12 protein-coding genes are annotated in these 18,377 nt (G+C 63.4%); 6 read left to right on the forward strand and 6 right to left on the reverse strand.

Features of this window, described 5'->3' with window-relative positions; all coding sequences use genetic code 11:
• The first annotated feature begins 1,107 nt into the window (after positions 1-1,107).
• The 3 genes from CAG31_RS26845 (at position 1,108) to CAG31_RS26855 (ending at position 7,861) form a co-directional block, all read left to right on the forward strand.
• Positions 1,108-4,560, forward strand: coding sequence for a GMC oxidoreductase (locus CAG31_RS26845; protein WP_085586766.1), 3,453 nt, complete (start codon positions 1,108-1,110; stop codon positions 4,558-4,560).
• A gap of 162 nt (positions 4,561-4,722) precedes the next feature.
• Complete coding sequence (locus tag CAG31_RS26850; RefSeq protein WP_085586767.1) at positions 4,723-6,591, forward strand: hypothetical protein; 1,869 nt, start codon at positions 4,723-4,725, stop codon at positions 6,589-6,591.
• Between the two features lie 25 nt (positions 6,592-6,616).
• Positions 6,617-7,861: a metallophosphoesterase gene (locus tag CAG31_RS26855; protein ID WP_085586768.1), complete on the forward strand. Its 1,245-nt coding sequence runs from the start codon at positions 6,617-6,619 to the stop codon at positions 7,859-7,861.
• A 107-nt stretch (positions 7,862-7,968) separates the two neighbouring features.
• Here the strand turns inward: CAG31_RS26855 and gbcA are convergent, their stop codons facing one another.
• A complete protein-coding gene (gene gbcA, locus CAG31_RS26860; RefSeq protein ID WP_085586769.1) occupies positions 7,969-9,261 on the reverse strand; it encodes a glycine-betaine demethylase subunit GbcA in 1,293 nt (430 codons plus the stop codon).
• Positions 9,262-9,542: 281 nt separating this feature from the next.
• Between gbcA and gbcB the strand changes: the two genes are divergently transcribed.
• Entirely contained in the window at positions 9,543-10,643 is a 1,101-nt protein-coding gene (gbcB, locus tag CAG31_RS26870) for a glycine-betaine demethylase subunit GbcB (RefSeq protein WP_085586806.1), read from the forward strand.
• Positions 10,644-10,705: 62 nt separating this feature from the next.
• Here gbcB and CAG31_RS26875 read toward each other — a convergent pair whose 3' ends face one another.
• The 5 genes from CAG31_RS26875 to CAG31_RS26895 form a co-directional block, all read right to left on the reverse strand.
• A complete protein-coding gene (locus CAG31_RS26875) occupies positions 10,706-11,470 on the reverse strand; it encodes a hypothetical protein (RefSeq protein WP_139831413.1) in 765 nt (254 codons plus the stop codon).
• A complete protein-coding gene (locus CAG31_RS26880; RefSeq protein ID WP_256575600.1) occupies positions 11,467-12,867 on the reverse strand; it encodes a hypothetical protein in 1,401 nt (466 codons plus the stop codon). Before CAG31_RS26880 ends, CAG31_RS26875 begins: the two co-directional genes overlap by 4 nt.
• Positions 12,868-12,893: 26 nt before the next feature.
• Positions 12,894-13,379 carry an Hcp family type VI secretion system effector gene (locus CAG31_RS26885; RefSeq protein WP_085586773.1) on the reverse strand — a complete coding sequence of 162 codons (486 nt, stop codon included), beginning with the start codon at positions 13,377-13,379 and terminating at the stop codon, positions 12,894-12,896.
• Between the two features lie 90 nt (positions 13,380-13,469).
• Positions 13,470-14,294, reverse strand: a complete 825-nt coding sequence (locus tag CAG31_RS26890; protein WP_085586774.1) for an NAD(P)-dependent oxidoreductase — start codon at positions 14,292-14,294, stop codon at positions 13,470-13,472.
• A gap of 135 nt (positions 14,295-14,429) precedes the next feature.
• Positions 14,430-15,470: a low specificity L-threonine aldolase gene (locus tag CAG31_RS26895; protein WP_085586775.1), complete on the reverse strand. Its 1,041-nt coding sequence runs from the start codon at positions 15,468-15,470 to the stop codon at positions 14,430-14,432.
• Positions 15,471-15,846: 376 nt separating this feature from the next.
• Here CAG31_RS26895 and CAG31_RS26900 point away from each other — a divergent pair, with 376 nt between their 5' ends.
• Positions 15,847-17,100, forward strand: a complete 1,254-nt coding sequence (locus CAG31_RS26900; protein ID WP_085586776.1) for a serine hydroxymethyltransferase — start codon at positions 15,847-15,849, stop codon at positions 17,098-17,100.
• A 20-nt stretch (positions 17,101-17,120) separates the two neighbouring features.
• The gene (locus CAG31_RS26905) at positions 17,121-18,371 is read left to right on the forward strand and encodes a sarcosine oxidase subunit beta (protein ID WP_085586777.1); all 1,251 of its coding nucleotides are present in this window, start codon (positions 17,121-17,123) and stop codon (positions 18,369-18,371) included.
• Positions 18,372-18,377 lie beyond the last annotated feature (6 nt).

An 18,377-nucleotide genomic window follows, 5' to 3' on the forward strand; every position in this document is an offset into this window, starting at 1 on the left:
GAGGAAGGGGCGAAATCTCCCACGGTCTGTACTGCGTCAACAGTCAGAATCCAGCCTAGTCCCTCCTCCTCCCTTCAAGTACCAGCATACAAGCCAGCCTGCTGGCGATGAGGCCGACGAGACATTTGCTCCCACAGGCTTTACCCACAATCCCTGTTGGCGATTCTGTGGATAACATGTTCGCCCCTCCACAGACCCCACGCCAATCAAGCCCTGCAGCCCTGTGATCAAAAAACGATCAGCCTAAGTCACGGTTTTTTCGGCCTTTTTCCCATGACGCCGACGAAAGTTTCCCCCAATCTCTGTTGGCCCTTTTGTGGATAAGATGTTCGCTCTCGGCTGAAAGCCCCACAGAACGTGGCTTGCAAGGTGCTGATCAAAAAACGTTCAATTCAGCCTTCGCCGACACAAAACGCCTTCAACGGCCGGTTTATTCAACAGCCTGGACGCTTTTCCACAGCGATCTCAAAGTTACCCCCGAACTCTGTTGGCGCTTCTGTGGATAAGGTGTTTGCCATACGCTGAAAGCCACGTTCTGCTTGGCTTTCAATGGTTTGATCAAAAAATGATCATTGCGCACGCTCGCGTATCGTCCTGAATAATCCACGGTTTTTCCTCGCCGAAAGCCCCCGTTTCTGTGCGGATTGTCCGCAGTTGTCCCCATTTGCTGTGGGTGGTCATGTGGATAACTTGTTCGCCAAACCGCGAAAGGCCCGCCGGGCTTAGTCCAAACGGCAATTGCTCAGATTTCATACAGTTCTAAGGGCCTGCCTTGACTTCGATCCGGCGGCTGTCTTCACTCCAATGGCACAAGGACAGCCGTCACTTATCCACATCCGGTTCAGGGAGAACGCCGTGATGGATAGCCATTCACCCCGCCCGCTCCCCGTTCCCTGTGTGCCGCGCACTGCGTGGCCGGCACCCCGGCCGCGCAAACGCACGCTGCGCCGCGCCGCCAACCAGCGCGCCCGTCTTTAGCGCTTTTGCAATGCCCACTGCCCAAACCGCCGTACTGCCGCCGGCTCCGTCCGGAGGCCAGGTGCCGTTCGCCCCATGATCGCAGGCAGCCGCAGAGTTGCCCCGTCAGCCTGAGAGAGGAACCTACCCATGTCACGGATCGCAACGCCCATCAGTGAGATCAAGGAACACTACGACGTGATCGTCATCGGTTCGGGGTACGGCGGCGGCATCGCCGCCTCGCGCCTGTCCCGGGCCGGCAAGAAGGTCTGCCTGCTGGAGCGCGGCCGGGAAATCCGCCCCGGCGAGTACCCCAACACCATGATCGCCGCCACCGAAGAGCTGCAGGTGCACGACCCCGACGGCCACATCGGCTCGCGCACCGGGCTGTTCGACCTGCACGTCAACGCCCAGCAGAACGTGGTGGTCGGCTGCGGCCTGGGCGGCACGTCGCTGATCAACGCCAACGTCTCCCTGGAGCCTGAGCCGGGCGTGTTCGAGGATCCGCGCTGGCCGCCGGAAGTGCGCGCGCACCGCGACACCCTGCTCAAGGACGGCTACGCCCGGGCCCGCGAGATGCTCAAGCCCAACCCTTACCCCGCCTCCGCACCGAATCTGCCCAAGCTCGACGCCAACAAGAAGTCCGCCGATTTCCTCAAGCAGGGCGCGCATTTCTACAAGCCGCCGATCAACGTGACCTTCGACAAGCTGCCCAACAACACCAACCATGTCGGCGTCGAGCAGCTGCCTTGCAACCACTGCGGCGACTGCGTGTCGGGCTGCAACAACAAGGCCAAGAACACCACGCTGATGAACTACCTGCCGGACGCCTGGAACCACGGCGCGGAGATCTTCTGCCAGGCCCAGGTGCGGCACCTGGAGCGCGACGGCGACGGCTGGATCGTGCACTTCCAGTACCTGGACAGCGGCCGCGAGAAGTTCTCGGCGCCGACCCTGTTCGTCAAGGCCGACATCGTCGTGGTGTCCGCCGGCACCCTGGGTTCCACCGAAATCCTGCTGCGTTCGCGCGACAAGGGGCTGGTGATGTCCGGTCAGCTCGGCGAGAACATGAGCGGCAACGGCGACATCCTTGGCTTCGGCCACAACTGCGAGCAGACCGTCAACGGCATCGGCTTCGGCGCGCACTCGGCCAAGGAACTCAAGCCGGTGGGGCCGTGCATCACCTCGATCATCGACATGCGCACCGAAGGCGACGTCAGCAGCCGCATGGTCATCGAGGAAGGCTCGATCCCCGGTGCCCTGGGCCGGCCGATGGTGCCGGCGATGGCCGGGTTCGCCGAAGCGCTAGGCAAACCCACCGACGACAGCTTCAGCGGCAAGGTGAAATACAAGGAACGCGAAACCGAAAGCTTCCTGCGCGGCCCGTACCATGGCGCGCTGCACAACATGCAGACGTACCTGATCATGAGCCACGACAGCGGCCAGGGGCGGATGGTGCTCGACAGCAAGGATCAGCTGCGCATCGACTGGCCCGGCGTCGGCGAGCAGGACAACTTCAAGATCGGCAACGAGCGCCTGCACCAGAGCACCAAGGCCCTGGGCGGGATCTGGGTGGAGAACCCGATCTGGACCAAGCTGCTCAAGCACAGCATTGTGTCGGTGCACCCGCTGGGCGGCTGCGTGATGGGCCAGGACGCGGCGCAAGGGGTGGTCAACCACAAGGGCCAGGTGTTCAGCGGCGCCAGCGGCACCGACGTCTACGCCAACCTGTACGTGACCGACGGCGCGGTGATCCCCACCTCTCTGGCGGTCAACCCGCTGCTGACCATCTCCGCCGTGAGCGAGCGCAACATGGGCCTGCTGGCCGCCGACCGCGGCTGGCACATCGACTACACCTTGCCGTCGGCGCCGCGCAAGCAAGTGGCGCCGCCGACCCTCGGCGTGCAGTTCACCGAGACCATGAAAGGCTACTTCTCCCGGGCGTTCACCGCGGCGCAGAGCACGGACCTGAAAGTCTACGAGGCGGCGGCCAAGCGCGGCGAGGCGGACAACTCGCCGATCGACTTCACCCTGACCATCACCGCCAACGACCTCAACCGGATGATCAAGGAGCCGACGCACGCCGCGACGATCGTCGGCACGGTGATCGCCCCGGCGCTGTCGCCCGAGCCGCTGACCGCCAGCAATGGCGTGTTCAACCTGTTCGAACAGTTCGAGCAGCAGGTCGACACACGGCACATGAAATACGACATGAAGCTCACCGCCGAGGACGGCAACGACTACTTCTTCAGCGCGTTCAAGACCGTGCCGGAGGACAACGGCGTGCTGAACATCTGGCACGACACCAGCACCCTGTACGTCACCCTTTACCGCGGGCCGGACAAGTCCGGCGAGGTGATCGGCTCCGGGGTGATGCACATCAAGCCGGCGGACTTCGCCAAGCAGATGACCACCATGAAAGTGCTCAACGCGCGCAACGAGCGTGAGCGCATCGAGGGCCTGGCGCGGTTCGGCAAGTTCTTCGCCGGGATCCTCTGGGAAAGCTACGGCGGGGTGTTCGCCGGGGACATCTACTTCAACCCCGACGCGCCGCCGCGGCTGAAGCGGCCGCTGGACGCGCCGACCCCGGAGGTGCATTTCTTCCCCACCGAGGATGGCGTCCAGCTGCGCCTGACCCGCTACCGGGCCGGCAGCAAGGGTCCGGTGATGCTGGTGCACGGGCTGGGCGTGGGATCGAACATCTTCTCCACCGACACCATCCAGACCAACCTGCTGGAGTTCCTCTGCAAGCACGACTACGACGTGTGGCTGCTGGATTTCCGGGTGAGCATCCTGCTGCCGGCGAGCAAGAAGGAATGGAACGGCGACCAGATCGCCCAGTACGACTTCAAGGCCGCCATCGGCCAGATCCGCCGCGAGACCGGGGCCAAGGACGTGCAGTGCGTGGTGCACTGCTACGGCGCGACCACGTTCTTCATGTCGCTGCTGGCCGGCCTTCAGGACGTGCGCTCGGTGGTCTGCTCGCAGATCGCCGCCGACACGGTGGTCGCCACCGCCACGGGGCTCAAGGCCGGGCTGCACCTGCCGGGCATGCTCGACGCCATCGGCGTCAAATCCCTCACGGCCTACGCCGACAGCAAGGAGAACTGGTTCAACAAGCTGTACGACAAGGCCCTCAACGGCTACGCCAGGATCGAGGCCCAGGGCTACTGCACCAACCCGGTGTGCCACCGCATCACGTTCATGTACGCCTCGCTGTACCGCCACGACACCTTGAACGAAACCCTGCACGAGAACCTGCATGAGCTGTTCGGCGAGTCGAACATGCAGACCTTCGAGCACCTGGCGCTGATCGTGCGCAAGGGCCACCTGGTGGACTTCAAGGGGCACGACGTGTACATGCCGCACTTCGAGCGGCTGAGCATGCCGATCTGCTTCATCAGCGGCGCCGACAACCAGTGCTACCTGCCGGAAAGCACGCTCAAGACCTACGAGCGGGTGTGCAAGGTGCATGGGCCGGAGCGCTACAGCCGGCATGTGGTGCCGGGCTACGGTCACATCGACTGCATGTTCGGCAAGAACGCCGTGGTGGACGTGTACCCGATCATCCTTGAACACCTGGAGAAGACCGCCCTCGGTTGACGGGGCCGCATCGGCCGCTTCGCGGGCAAGCCCGCTCCCACAGGGATCTGCGCCGAGCGCAGATCCCGAGTGAGGCTCCGCGCTCCTGCGGGAGCGGGCTCGCACGCGAAGGCGGCGCATCAGGCGCTGCACCTTCGGGATCCGCACAAGGAAATGGATGATATGGACAGCTATCTGCGCTGGTTTCAACGCTTCATCTGGCTCGGCATTCTGATGAACATGGTGTTCGCGATCCCGGCGCTGTTCGCGCCGGGGCTGCTGACATCCGTGGTCGGCCTGCCGCCCCAGCTCTCCGACCCGTGGCTGGAGAACGCCGGGATGCTGCTGGTGGGCATCAGCGTGTTCTACATGCCGTCGGGCTTCAACGCGCCACGCTATGTGGTGCACTCCTGGCTGTGCGTGCTGACGCGGCTGATCGCCGTGGCGTTCTGGATCTACCTGATCAACACCAGCAGCCAAGGCTCGGTGTTCGTGCCGATGCTGATGGGCGACCTGAGCTTCTTCCTGATCCTGGGCATCCTGCTGTACCTGGGCAGCGCCCCGGAGAACCGGCCGCTACCGCTGCTGTGCGCCGGCTGGCGGGAATGGCGGGCGGGCTGGGCCCGGCGCTGGCAGAACCACGGGTTCAAGGTGGCCACGTTCGTGGTCGTGGCGCTGCTGGCGTTCATCGGCTACCAGACCTGGTACCAGATGCTGCGGGTGGTGCCGGAGCAGGAGTACGCCTCCGACGAAGACCACTACAAGTACGCCGCCATCGGCCTGGGCATCGAGGCGCGGATCCCGTACTACCTGTTTTCCGTGCTGCCGCAGATGTGCCCCGAGAAGATGCCGAAACCCGGCGGCTGGGAAGTCTTCGGCTTCCTGTTCGAGAACGGCAAGGACTTGCCCATCGGCATGGCCAAGCGGCAGATCGGCTACCCGACCGTCGAACCCAACTGCGCGCTGTGCCACACCGGCTCCTACCGGGCCAACGCCAGCGACGTGGCGATCAACGTGCCGAGCGCACCGGCCAACACCCTGCAGCTGCAGGCGTTCCAGTGGTTCGCCTACGATTGCGCCAGCGACCCGAAATTCACCACCGACGCGGTGATGGCGGCGATCAACGCCAAGTTCCAGCTGGGCTTCTTCGAGCGCCTCTACAACCGCTTCCTGATCATCCCGATGGCCAAGACCGCGTTGCTCAAGCAGAAGCAGGCCTACGCCTGGCAGAAACTGCGTCCGGCCCAGGGGCCGGGGCGCACCGACACCTTCAACCCGACGAAGATGGTGGTGTTCGGCTTCCCGGACGACTCGACCATCGGCACCGTCGACCTGCCGCAGGTGTGGAACCAGAAGCCGCGCGAGTCGATGTACCTGCATTGGGACGGCAACAACAACAAGATCCACGAGCGCAACTACGCGGCGGCGATGGCCGTGGGCGCGACGCCGCAATCCGTGCTGCCGCCCAGCTTCAACCGCGTGACCAATTGGCTGCTCGGGCACAAGGCGCCGGCCTGGCCGTGGGCGCTGGATCAGGCCAAGGTCGCCCAGGGCAAACCGATCTGGGAAACCAACTGCGCCGGTTGCCATGACTTCGGCCGCACCGACACAGGCCAGGTCACCACCAACATCGACCAGCTGGGCACCGACCCGCACCGCCTCGACTCGTTCACCACGGGGCTGGTCGCCGCGTTCCACACCTTCAAGACACCGCCGTTCGACTTCGGCGCCTACCGCAAGACCCAGAGCTACAGCAACACACCCACCGACGGCATCTGGCTGCGGGCGCCGTACCTGCACAACGGTTCGGTGCCGACCCTGTGGGACCTGCTGCAGCCGCCTGAGAAACGGCCGCAGGTGTTCTACACCGGCTCCGACGTCTACGACCCGGTCAACGTCGGCTTCGTCACCAGCGGCGCGCAGATGAAGGCCTCGGCGGACTTCAAGTACGACACGCGCCTGGAGGGCAACCACAACAGCGGCCACCTGTACGGCACGCAACTGTCGGACGTGGACAAGCGCGCCCTGATCGAATTCATGAAAACCCTGTGAACCCTTACGGATAGAGGATTTCGCCATGTCAGCGGTCGGTCATCTGAAGCACGAGTACGACAAGGTCAAGGTGCGCCTGCACGGCTTGCTCACGCGCATGGAAATGGCCTGGATGAAGCTGGTCAGCGAGCTGGAGCCCAAGGAGTTCGAGGCGATCATCACGCTGCTCAAGCGCGGCCACGATCAGGCGCAGTACGTGCTCAAGCACGGCGAGTTGCCGGACGACGAGCCGGCCGTGCCGTGGGAACTGGCCCACGGCTTGTCGATCCTGCGCATCGGCAACGCCACGCCGCTGCCGCAGTCCACCGATCAATTGCAGACCCGCGTGCTCAAGGACGGCACGCTGCTGGGGTGCCGCAAGTGGGAACTGCTGGATCTGCTGTGGAGCGAGGCGCTGCTCAAGTGGATCGAGAACCTGCGCCATCACGCGACCTTCGGCACCGACCCGGCCATGGTGAAAATGGAGCGCGACGTGACCCTGGCGATCGCCGGCGACTGGGGCACCGGGCCGTTCAACAGCCATGCGCCGGCGGTGTCGGTCGCCAACCAGATGCAACTGGCCAATGCCGATTTCACCATCCACCTGGGGGATGTGTACTACGCCGGCACCCACTCCCAGGAAGACACCGACATGGCCGGCTGGCCGATGGGCACCCACGGCTCGTTCACGCTCAATTCCAACCACGAGATGTACAGCGGCGCCCACGGTTACTTCAAGGAACTGGCGCACCGCTTCCCCGGGCAACAGGGCACCAGCTACTTCGCGATGTACAACGATGACTGGCTGATCGTCGGGCTGGACACGGCGTATGCGTCCGACGTGATGAACCTGTACATGGACGGCACCCTGAACAAGCCGCAGATCGAGTGGATGAAAGGCCTGCCCAAACGCAAGAAGCTGATGGTGCTCAGTCACCACCAGGGCTTCGACATCACCGGGCATCACAAGACCGCGCTGTACCAACCGGTCTGCGATGCGCTCGGCCGTGAACCGGACTACTGGTATTGGGGGCATCTGCACAACGGCATCGTCTACGCGCCCCAGGGCGGGCTGCATGCGCGCTGCGCCGGGCACGGAGCGATTCCGTACGGGGTGACCAGCCAGCTGGACGGGCATTCGCGGGTGCTGTTTTCCGAGACCAAGAACGCCCAGGATCCGTCGTACCCGCTGCGGGTGCTGAACGGTTATGCGAGGGTGCGGTTGGTGGGCGAGGAGATCTTCGAGGAGTTCATCGGTGAGGATGGCTCGGTGAGGTGGTCATCCAGGTGATGCGGTGAGGGGGAGGGGCCCATCGCCAGCAGGCTGGCTCCCACCGGGGATTCTCTGTGCATCGGAGATCCCCTGTGGAAGACGGCCTGCCAGCGATGCTTTTGCCTTTAGCCTTGCACCGGCACGCCTTTGAGGTACGGCGCAGGCTCGGCGCCGAGGTTGCTCAGCATGCGCTCGCTGTACCAGTCCACGAAGTTCACCACGCCGAACTCGTAGGTCTTGGAGTACGGGCCCGGCTGGTAGGCCGTGGAATTGATCCCGCGCTGGTTCTCTTCGGCCAGGCGCCGGTCCTGGTCGTTGGTGGCGTCCCACACCTTGCGCATGCGCTCGACGTCGTAGTCCACGCCTTCGACCGCGTCCTTGTGCACGATCCACTTGGTGGTGACCATGGTCTCCTGGGCGCTGATCGGCCACACGGTGAACACGATGATGTGGTCGCCCATGCAGTGGTTCCACGAGTGCGGCAGGTGCAGGATGCGCATCGAGCCCAGGTCCGGGTTCTTGATCCGGCCCATCAGCTTGGCGCAGCCCTGCTTGCCGTCCATGGTCATCGACACGGTGCCCTTGAGCAGCGGCATGCGCACGATGCGGTTGCGCAGGCCGAAGCTGGCGTGGGCGTAAGGGATCTTCTCGGCTTCCCAGGCGGCGGCGGAGGCGGCGACATGGTCCTTGAACGCCTGGTCGGCGCGGGGGTCGGTGACGTCGTCCCATTCCAGCAGGGTTTTGAGCAGCTCAGGGTGCGAACCGTTGCAGTGGTAGCACTCGCGGTTGTTTTCCAGCACCAGTTTCCAGTTGGCCTTCTCCATCAAGGTGGTCTGCACCGCCACCTTGGTGTTCTCCATGTCGTAGGGTTCCATGTAGTGGTTCAGGGTCGACAGGAAGTCGTCGATGGCCGGCGGGTTCTCCGCCAGGCTGATGAAGATGTAGCCGCCGGCGGTCTTCACGTTCACCGGCTTGAGGCCGTACTGGTTCATGTCGAAGTCGGCGCCCATCTCGGTGCCGGCGAACAGCAGGCGGCCGTCCAGCTCGTAGGTCCACTGGTGGTAGTGGCAGACCAGTTTGGCGACCTTGCCCTTGTCGCTGGTGCACAGGCGCGAGCCGCGGTGGCGGCAGACGTTGTGGAACGCATGCACCACGCCCTCGGCGCCGCGGATCACGATGATCGGGTTCTTGCCGATCTGCAGGGTCAGGTAGTTGCCCTTGGCCGGGATCTCGCAGGTCATGCCGGCGATCAGCCATTCCTTCTGGAAGATCTCCTGCATGTCGATGTCGAACAGGCGCTCGTCGCTGTAGAACGGCTGCGGCAGCGAGAAGGTGCGCTCGCGTTCCTGAAGCATTTGCGCGGTGGCCTTGCGTGCGGGTTCCAGCGGATCGCCCAGGCTGAGTTTTGCGGTGTCCATCGATTCGTCCTCATGGCCATTCTGCGGGCCGGTGAAAGTGGCTGATCAGGTGTGCTGCGCAAGGTGCTGCAAATCGTCGTTATGTGGAGCCGAGTGTGGGGCCGGCGCAGCCCGCAACCTTATCCATGGGCGACATGGCGCAATCTGATCCCGACGCGCAAGCCCCGGTGGTTGGGGGCTGGTCGCGATAAGCATGTGAATGTCGCGGATAGGTAAACGCACGGTTTGCGCCATGCGCAGAATCGCCACATGAAGGCCGACCGTCGGCCGTGGAGAACAGCATGTCCAACAACTTCCTGAATCCGGTCACCACCCAGACCTGGGCCAATGGCCGGCACATAGTCCGTTGCGTCAAAGTCATCCAGGAAACCTGGGATGTGCGCACGTTCTGCTTCATGGCCGACCAGCCGATCATGTTCTTCTTCAAGCCGGGCCAGTTCGTGACCCTGGAGCTTGAGATCGACGGCCAGCCGATCATGCGTTCCTACACCATCTCCAGTTCGCCGTCGGTGCCCTACAGCTTCTCGGTGACCATCAAGCGCGTGCCGGGGGGCAAGGTCTCCAACTGGCTGCACGACACCCTGCACGAAGGCCAGGAACTGGCGGTGCACGGGCCGGTCGGGCTGTTCAACGCCATCGACTTCCCAAGCCCGAAAGTGCTGTACCTGAGCGGCGGCGTCGGCATCACCCCGTGCATGTCCATGGCGCGCTGGTTCTACGACACCAACGGCAACGTCGACATGTCGTTCATCCACAGCGCCCGCTCGCCCAAGGACATCATCTATCACCGCGAGCTGGAGCACATGGCCTCGCGGATCGACAACTTCAGCCTGCACCTGATCTGCGAGAAGCACGGGCTGGGCGAGCCGTGGGCCGGCTACCGCGGCTACCTGAACCACAAGATGCTCGAACTGATGGTGCCGGACTTCCTGGAGCGCGAAGTGTTCTGCTGCGGCCCGACGCCGTACATGAACGCGGTCAAGCGTCTGCTGGAAAACGCCGGCTACGACATGAAGCGCTACCACGAGGAGTCCTTCGGCGCCACACCGCCGGAAGCCCAGGCCGACGCCGTGGAACAGGCCGAACAGGCAGCGGAAGCGCCGGCGGTCGATGCGGCGGACCTGCACCTGGTGGAGTTCACCTCCTCGGACAAGAGCATTCGCGTGGCCCCGGGCGAAACCGTGCACGCGGCGGCGGCCAAGGTCGGCCTGATGATCCCCAAGGCCTGCGGCATGGGCATCTGCGGCACCTGCAAGGTGCTCAAGCTCGGCGGCGAGGTGGAGATGGACCACAACGGCGGGATCACCGAGGACGACGAGGCCGAGGGGTACATCCTGTCGTGCTGCAGCGTGCCGAAGGGGGATGTGCGGATTGAGTTTTAAGTCGGATTGTTTGCACTTGGGCCGATCTCCTCAGCGAGGAGGTCGGCTGGAATACTGCGACTTCAAACCAGTTCGGACATGGCGAGCAAGGCAAAGCCCACGAACGTAAAACCAAATATTCGCTGGTATTTGTTCAGTCTAAGCAGGACGCGTTTGAGCTTTGGGGGAAAACTCTTAACGTCTCTTGCGCTTACTTTGCCTTGGGATATATATCGTGAGGGGTTTTTGAGGATGCCAAAGATCTCTCCTAACATATAGATACGCCCCCCTAAACCCGACTGCCATAACATGAGCAGAGACGAGGTGATCGAGCTTCTTTTAAGGCTGCTGAGGATTAGTTCCAGCTTTCTCTTGGCGACATAAAGCAAAATTCCATTGACTAATAGAAGGCCTATGAAACTCACCATGGCCATAATCACTATTGGGTCTTTTACGATGTCGTGCATGTGCTCTGTGGATGCGAATAGTCCCAGGCACATCATCATTGCGAAAAAAATTAAAACGAGTCTGTATAAGGTGATTAAGTCTTTCTTGAGTTTTTTGGGGAAGTTTTCGAAGTCCTTCGCGCAAAGTGTTCCGGTGTGAATATAAAACGCTGGGTTTCTCATGATGGCGAACACTTCGCCCATCATGCGAATTCTGCTCCAGGTTCCTCCTTGCCAAAGTATTATTATTTTGCTCGAAATCGAACTGTTTGTTAGGTGGCCTAGTATAGTTTCGGTTTTTGTTTTGGCGATATATAACATTGCCCCTGTCAGGGTAAATAGGCCGATGAAGTCTACAATGCCAACAAGCAAAAATATTAAATCTGAAGTGCGGAGGGTCATTTAACCGCCTCGTATACTTTCTCTGCGATCCGATCACCGCCTTTCTCGCCCAAAGTCCCGCCGGCATAATTTCCGACTCCTGCCAATAGAGCAGCGCAAAGGACAGTGCCGAGTCCGCCAGTCGGGAGACCAACTCCTACGCAGATCGTTGAGGCACTCAAACTCACGAGCGCGCCGGCGGCTATTCCGCCACCCACTCCACCCAAAAAGCTTCCGGTCTCCGTGAACTTCACTTTTTCACACGCTTCGATGCTTCCATTCGCGCAAACTTCCTGAACCTTCATCACCGACGCACTACCTCCCACCGCCGTGCCGATCCAACCGCCATATTTGACGTATTGCGACGCGTTGGTGACGGCCTGGAAATGAGTGGCGTAACCGGGAATCTGGCTGATGCCGCCGGCCTTTCTCCAGCGATGGATCAGGTGTGGGTTATCGATACCTAAGGCGGTTTTCAGGTTTGGGTAGTCAGGGAGGTTGAGGGTTTCTCTGGTGAGTCGGGTCAGTTGGCCATCAAGACCTTTGAGCAATTGCGCCCGCTGTTTTTTGAAGTCTTTTGAATTCAGGCTCCCATTCGCCTCAAGGGTATTGGTATGCAAGATCTCGATGTCGTTCAGAATGCTTTTTATACCGTTGGCCGCTATGGCCGTGACGACGCCAATCACTTTCGATTGATCCGAGAGTGCGCCCTGAATAACGCCGTAGTTCTGCGCCATGAAATCCGCCTCTTCCACCGTCAACGGTGCTAGCGCCGTGCTCACGGTACGTGCGGTCTCCATCAGCAACGATTCCTCATAGGTGCACTGCTGATTGCCCGGATCGCTCAAAACAATCAGTGACCCGGCCTTCACCACGTCCTCCAGCGGATTCAGGCGTTTGAAGGTGGCGATGACATTGGGCTTGGGCGACGGGAACAGGCGCGCCTGCAGCGCCTCGGCGGGCAAGCTTTTGGGCACGATGTAGAACCCCGGCTCAACAGGCGCCGGCACCTCCTGCGGCCAGAGCTCGCTGGGGAAGAACCGCAGGTCGTTGACGGGGTGCGGGGACGGGCCGGACATCGCAGCCAGGCGCGACACGTTCAGGTTCTGCCGGTGGACGGCCCGCAGCAGGCGTTGCGGGTCGGAATGGGCTGCGGGCTGCGCGGACAACGACCTGGCCCTCGCCGGGCGGGGGTTGCGCGACAGGATCCGGGACTGGTTCAGCAAGTCCCGCTGTTCCTGCGCAAGGGCCAGGATCCCTTGCTCCGGGTTCAGGTGGCCGGCGGCCACTTCATCGGCGATGCGCTTGGCGTAGCGTGCGACCTGTTGGGTGAACCGCACGCGCGCCATGCCGAAGGCCAGATGGCGGGCGCCGCTGGTCAGGGCCTGGCCCAGCAAGCGGCCGGCGGCGTCCTGCACGTCACTGGGATCGGATGGCCGTGGGCTCAACCCATTTCGCCCCACGAGGTGGTGCCGGTGGTGCCGGCGATGTGGTGCACCCAGCTGATGCCGCGGTAACGGATGGCCAGCTGTTCCTGGGGCTGGGCGTCGTTCTGCAGGATGATATGCGGCACATCCTGCGAGAGCTCGGCGAGGACGGCGCCGTCGAGGGCGATCGTATAGAACTTTTCCTGCTGGCCTTGGGGCGAGGTGCGATACAGGCTGATCGTGCACTCCAGCTCTTCGCTGTTCGAATGGGCCTGGGCCAGCAGCGGGGAGGACTTGTCCAACGCTTTAGTGATGATCACCGGTTGGTGGACGGCTTTGCCGAGGTTGTTGTCGCGGCGCATTTCATGGCTCAAGGCAAGCACCATGATTTCGTCGGTATGGGCGGATTGGTAGCTGTTGCCCACGGACTCCGGGGTCGAGCAGCCCGCTGAAATGAGGCCTTGTGTCTTGCCGGTGATGGTCATGTAGGCAGGGTTCGCCATAGCCTTCGCTCCTTGAATGTGGAGCGGGCAGTCTATGAGGAACCCTGTTTACTTGATGTCGGACGAGGTGTAGTCCGATTCTGAAATTGATCAGTCGATGAACAGGTCGGGCATCAGTTTGGCGTCGCTGTCCGGTTCGAAGCGGTAGTGGCCGAATTCGGTCGCGCCGTGCTCGCGCAGGATCTCCTCATCGATCAGCAGGCGCCCGGTGATCTGCCGCCCGCTGCTGCTCAAGATGGCGTGGGCCGCGTCCGCCATGATCGCCGGGGTACGCGCATGCTTGAACGACTCGCGGTTGCCCAGCTGAAACTCGATGGCCGCCGTGGCGATCATGGTCTGCGGCCACAGGGAGTTGACGCTGATGCCGTGGGCGGCGAATTCCTCGCTCATGCCCAGGGTGAGCATGCTCATGCCGTACTTGGTGACGGTGTAGGGGCTGTACTGGGCGAACCACTTGCTCGCCAGGTTCAGCGGCGGCGACAGGTTGAGGATGTGCCCGGCGGATTTTTTCAGGTAGGGCAGGGCGGCCTGGCTGCACAGCAGCACCGCGCGGGTGTTGATCTGGTGCATCAGGTCGAAGCGCTTGAGCTCGATGTGGGCCACGCCGGTGAGCTTGATCGCCCCGGCGTTGTTCACCAGGGCATCGATGGCGCCGAAGCGTTCGTTGGCCTGGGTCAGCGCCTGGCGCACGGCGTCTTCGTCGCGCACATCCACTTGCAGGGCCAGCGCCTGGCCGCCGGCCGCCTCGACTTCCCTGGCCACGCTGTGGATGGTGCCGGGCAGTTTCGGGTGGGGCTCGGCGCTCTTGGCCGCGATCACGATGTTGGCCCCGTCCTTCGCGGCCCGCAGCGCGATCTCGCGCCCGATGCCACGGCTGGCGCCGGTGATGAACAGGGTCTTGCCTTTGAGGGACATGCGTTCGCTCCTGCTTGTTGTTATGTGAGCGGAAAGGCTCGACACACACTGTAGACCAGGCAGGAGGGCGTGCAGGGGCGGGCGCGGGGGCAGGGCTTGCGGCGAGGGAGCAGGCTCCCCCGCCACAGGGGCGTGTTACGCGGTCATCACCTCGCGGATGTCCCGCGCCAGCTCGCGCACCCGCTCTTCTTCGGTGTCCCACGAGCACATGAACCGTGCGCCGCCCTTGCCGATGAAGGTGTAGAAGCGCCAGCCCCGGGCGGTCAGCGCGGCGAGGGCCGGCTCCGACAGTTGCAGGAACACGCCGTTGGCCTGCACGGGAAACATCAGTTCGACACCCGGGATGTCGCTGACCAGCTCCGCCAGCAACTGCGCGCAGCGGTTGGCGTGGCGGGCGTACTTGAGCCAGGCGTCGTTCTCCAGGATGCCGACCCACGGCGCCGACAGGAAGCGCATCTTCGAGGCCAGCTGGCCGGCCTGCTTGCAGCGGTAGTCGAAGTCTTCGGCCAGTTCGTGGTTGAAGAACAGGATCGCCTCGCCGACCGCCATGCCGTTCTTCGTGCCGCCGAAGCACAGCACGTCGACGCCGGCCTTCCAGGTCAGGTCCGCCGGCGAGCAGCCCAGGAACGCGCAGGCGTTGGAGAAGCGGGCGCCGTCCATGTGCAGGTTCAGGCCCAGTTCCTTGCAGGTGGCGCTGATGGCGCGCACTTCGTCCGGGGTGTAGACGCTGCCGACCTCGGTGGCCTGGGTCAGGGTCACGACGCGGGGCTTGGGGTAGTGGATGTCCTGGCGCTTGAGGGCGATCTCGCGGATCGAGGCCGGGGTCAGCTTGCCGTTCTCGGTGCCGGCGATCAGCAGCTTGGAGCCGTTGGAGAAGAACTCCGGCGCGCCGCACTCGTCGGTCTCGACGTGGGCGGTCTCCGAGCAGATCACGCTGTGGTAGCTCTGGCACATCGAGGCCAGGGCCAGGGAGTTGGCGGCGGTGCCGTTGAAGGCGAAGAACACCTCGCAATCGGTCTCGAACAGCCTGCGGAAATGGTCCGAGGCGCGGGCGGTCCATTCATCGTCGCCGTAGGCGCGCTGGTGGCCCTGGTTGGCCTGTTCCATGGCGGCCCAGGCCTCGGGGCAGATGCCGGAATAGTTGTCGCTGGCGAATTGTTGGCTCTTGTCGGTCATGGCCGGCTTCCGTGATCGGGGCACTTGTGGTGACCCGTTGGTCAATGAGGGTACGCACTGTACCGAAGATCGTCCGGGGCGCGCACGGGATGTCGCTTGCGGAACTGTACAGCGATGCCGTCCGGCCTGCACCACCGATCCATGTGGGAGCCAGCAGGCCGGCTGCCACAGGTCGGCGGTGCGGCGGGCATCGCCAGGCGTCGGGCCTTGCGTCTGGCCCGCCGGTTTCGCGCCATGTCGTAAACGCGCCTTTGCGTGGCGTCCGTAGGCATTTGACGTGTCCGAACCGGTCATACCATCGCATCCAAAGGGCACCGCCGAAACGCCGGTGCCTGACCGAGACGAATGGCGCACAGACGCCGCTGGGAGAGACGCGATGTTCAGCAAGCAAGACCGGATCCAGGGTTACGACGATGCACTGCTGGCGGCGATGAATGCCGAGGAGCAACGTCAGGAAGATCACATCGAGCTGATCGCGTCCGAGAACTACACCAGCAAGCGCGTCATGGAGGCCCAGGGCAGCGGCCTGACCAACAAGTACGCCGAAGGCTATCCGGGCAAGCGCTACTACGGCGGCTGCGAGCACGTGGACAAGGTCGAGGCCCTGGCCATCGAGCGCGCCAAGCAACTGTTCGGCGCCGACTACGCCAACGTCCAGCCGCACTCCGGCTCCTCGGCCAACAGCGCCGTGTACCTGGCCCTGCTGCAGGCCGGCGACACGATCCTGGGCATGAGCCTGGCCCACGGCGGCCACCTGACCCACGGCGCCAAGGTGTCGTCCTCGGGCAAGCTGTACAACGCCGTGCAGTACGGCATCGACACCGCCACCGGCCTGATCGACTACGACGAAGTCGAGCGCCTGGCCGTCGAGCACAAGCCGAAGATGATCGTCGCCGGCTTCTCGGCGTACTCCAAGACCCTCGACTTCCCGCGTTTCCGCCAGATCGCCGACAAGGTCGGTGCGCTGCTGTTCGTCGACATGGCCCACGTGGCCGGTCTGGTGGCGGCGGGCCTGTACCCGAACCCGATCCCGTTCGCCGACGTGGTCACCACCACCACCCACAAGACCCTGCGCGGCCCGCGCGGCGGCCTGATCCTGGCCAAGGCCAACGAAGAGATCGAGAAGAAGCTCAACGCCGCCGTGTTCCCCGGCGCCCAGGGCGGCCCGCTGATGCACGTCATCGCCGCCAAGGCCGTGTGCTTCAAGGAAGCGCTGGAGCCCGGCTTCAAGGCGTACCAGCAGCAGGTGATCGAGAACGCCCAGGCGATGGCGGGCGTATTCGTCAAACGTGGCTACGATGTAGTGTCCGGCGGCACCGACAACCATCTGTTCCTGGTCAGCCTGATCCGTCAGGGCCTCACCGGCAAGGACGCGGATGCGGCGCTGGGCCGTGCCCACATCACCGTGAACAAGAACGCCGTGCCGAACGACCCGCAGTCGCCGTTCGTCACTTCGGGCCTGCGCATCGGCACCCCGGCGGTGACCACCCGCGGCTTCAAGGTGACCCAGTGCGTGACGCTGGCCGGCTGGATCTGCGACATCCTCGACAACCTCGGCGACGCCGACGTCGAGGCCAACGTCGCCCAGCAGGTCTCGGCCCTGTGCGCTGACTTCCCGGTTTATCGCTGAGCGGTTCTGGAGTAATGACTATGCAACGCTATTCGGGCTTCGGCCTCTTCAAGCACTCCCTCAGCCACCATGAGAACTGGCAGCGCATGTGGCGCACGCCGACCCCGAAAAAGGTCTACGACGTGGTCATCGTCGGCGGCGGCGGGCACGGCCTGGCGACCGCCTACTACCTGGCCAAGGAGCACGGCATCACCAACGTGGCCGTGGTCGAGAAGGGTTGGCTGGGCGGCGGCAACACCGCCCGCAACACCACCATCGTGCGTTCCAACTACCTGTGGGACGAGTCGGCGCATCTGTACGAGCACGCGATGAAACTGTGGGAAGGCCTGTCCCAGGACCTGAACTACAACGTGATGTTCTCCCAGCGCGGCGTCTACAACCTGTGCCACACCCTGCAGGACATCCGCGACTCCGAGCGCCGGGTCAGCGCCAACCGCCTCAACGGCATCGACGGCGAACTGCTCGACGCCAAACAGGTGGCGGACGAGATCCCGTACCTGGACTGCTCCAAGAACACCCGCTACCCGGTGATGGGCGCCACCGTCCAGCGCCGCGGCGGCGTGGCCCGCCACGATGCCGTGGCCTGGGGCTTCGCCCGTGCGGCCGACGCCCTGGGCGTGGACCTGATCCAGCAGACCGAAGTGATCGGTTTCCGCAAGGAAAACGGCGTGTGCATCGGCGTGGAGACCAACAAGGGCTTCATCGGCGCCAAGCGCGTCGGCGTGGTCACCGCCGGCAACTCCGGCCACATGGCCAAGCTCGCCGGCTTCCGCCTGCCGCTCGAATCCCACCCGCTGCAAGCGCTGGTGTCCGAGCCGATCAAGCCGATCATCGACAGCGTGATCATGTCCAACGCCGTGCACGGCTACATCAGCCAGTCCGACAAGGGCGACCTTGTGATCGGCGCCGGCATCGACGGCTACAACGGCTACGGCCAGCGCGGCTCGTACCCGGTGATCGAGCACACCATCCAGGCCATCGTCGAGATGTTCCCGGTGCTGTCCCGCGTGCGCATGAACCGCCAGTGGGGCGGCATCGTCGACACCACCCCGGACGCCTGCCCGATCATTTCGAAAACCCCGGTGCCGAACATGTTCTTCAACTGCGGTTGGGGCACCGGTGGCTTCAAGGCAACACCTGGCTCGGGCAACGTGTTTGCCGCGAGTCTGGCCAAGGGTGAGATGCACCCGCTGGCCGCACCTTTCTCCATCGACCGTTTCCACAACGGTGCGTTGATCGACGAACACGGCGCTGCGGCTGTCGCCCACTAACAGGAG

It is taken from the genome of Pseudomonas sp. R25(2017) (assembly GCF_002112565.1).
GTDB lineage: Bacteria > Pseudomonadota > Gammaproteobacteria > Pseudomonadales > Pseudomonadaceae > Aquipseudomonas > Aquipseudomonas ekonensis.

Excerpts from the sequence above, each read along its gene's own strand:
- gbcB (WP_085586806.1), top strand. The coding sequence starts at position 9,543 with ATGTCCAACAACTTCCTGAATCCGGTCACCACCCAGACCTGGGCCAAT.
- CAG31_RS26895 (WP_085586775.1), bottom strand. The coding sequence starts at position 15,470 with ATGACCGACAAGAGCCAACAATTCGCCAGCGACAACTATTCCGGCATC.
- CAG31_RS26890 (WP_085586774.1), bottom strand. The coding sequence starts at position 14,294 with ATGTCCCTCAAAGGCAAGACCCTGTTCATCACCGGCGCCAGCCGTGGC.
- CAG31_RS26875 (WP_139831413.1), bottom strand. The coding sequence starts at position 11,470 with ATGACCCTCCGCACTTCAGATTTAATATTTTTGCTTGTTGGCATTGTA.
- CAG31_RS26900 (WP_085586776.1), top strand. The coding sequence starts at position 15,847 with ATGTTCAGCAAGCAAGACCGGATCCAGGGTTACGACGATGCACTGCTG.
- CAG31_RS26885 (WP_085586773.1), bottom strand. The coding sequence starts at position 13,379 with ATGGCGAACCCTGCCTACATGACCATCACCGGCAAGACACAAGGCCTC.
- CAG31_RS26845 (WP_085586766.1), top strand. The coding sequence starts at position 1,108 with ATGTCACGGATCGCAACGCCCATCAGTGAGATCAAGGAACACTACGAC.
- CAG31_RS26905 (WP_085586777.1), top strand. The coding sequence starts at position 17,121 with ATGCAACGCTATTCGGGCTTCGGCCTCTTCAAGCACTCCCTCAGCCAC.
- gbcA (WP_085586769.1), bottom strand. The coding sequence starts at position 9,261 with ATGGACACCGCAAAACTCAGCCTGGGCGATCCGCTGGAACCCGCACGC.
- CAG31_RS26855 (WP_085586768.1), top strand. The coding sequence starts at position 6,617 with ATGTCAGCGGTCGGTCATCTGAAGCACGAGTACGACAAGGTCAAGGTG.
- CAG31_RS26850 (WP_085586767.1), top strand. The coding sequence starts at position 4,723 with ATGGACAGCTATCTGCGCTGGTTTCAACGCTTCATCTGGCTCGGCATT.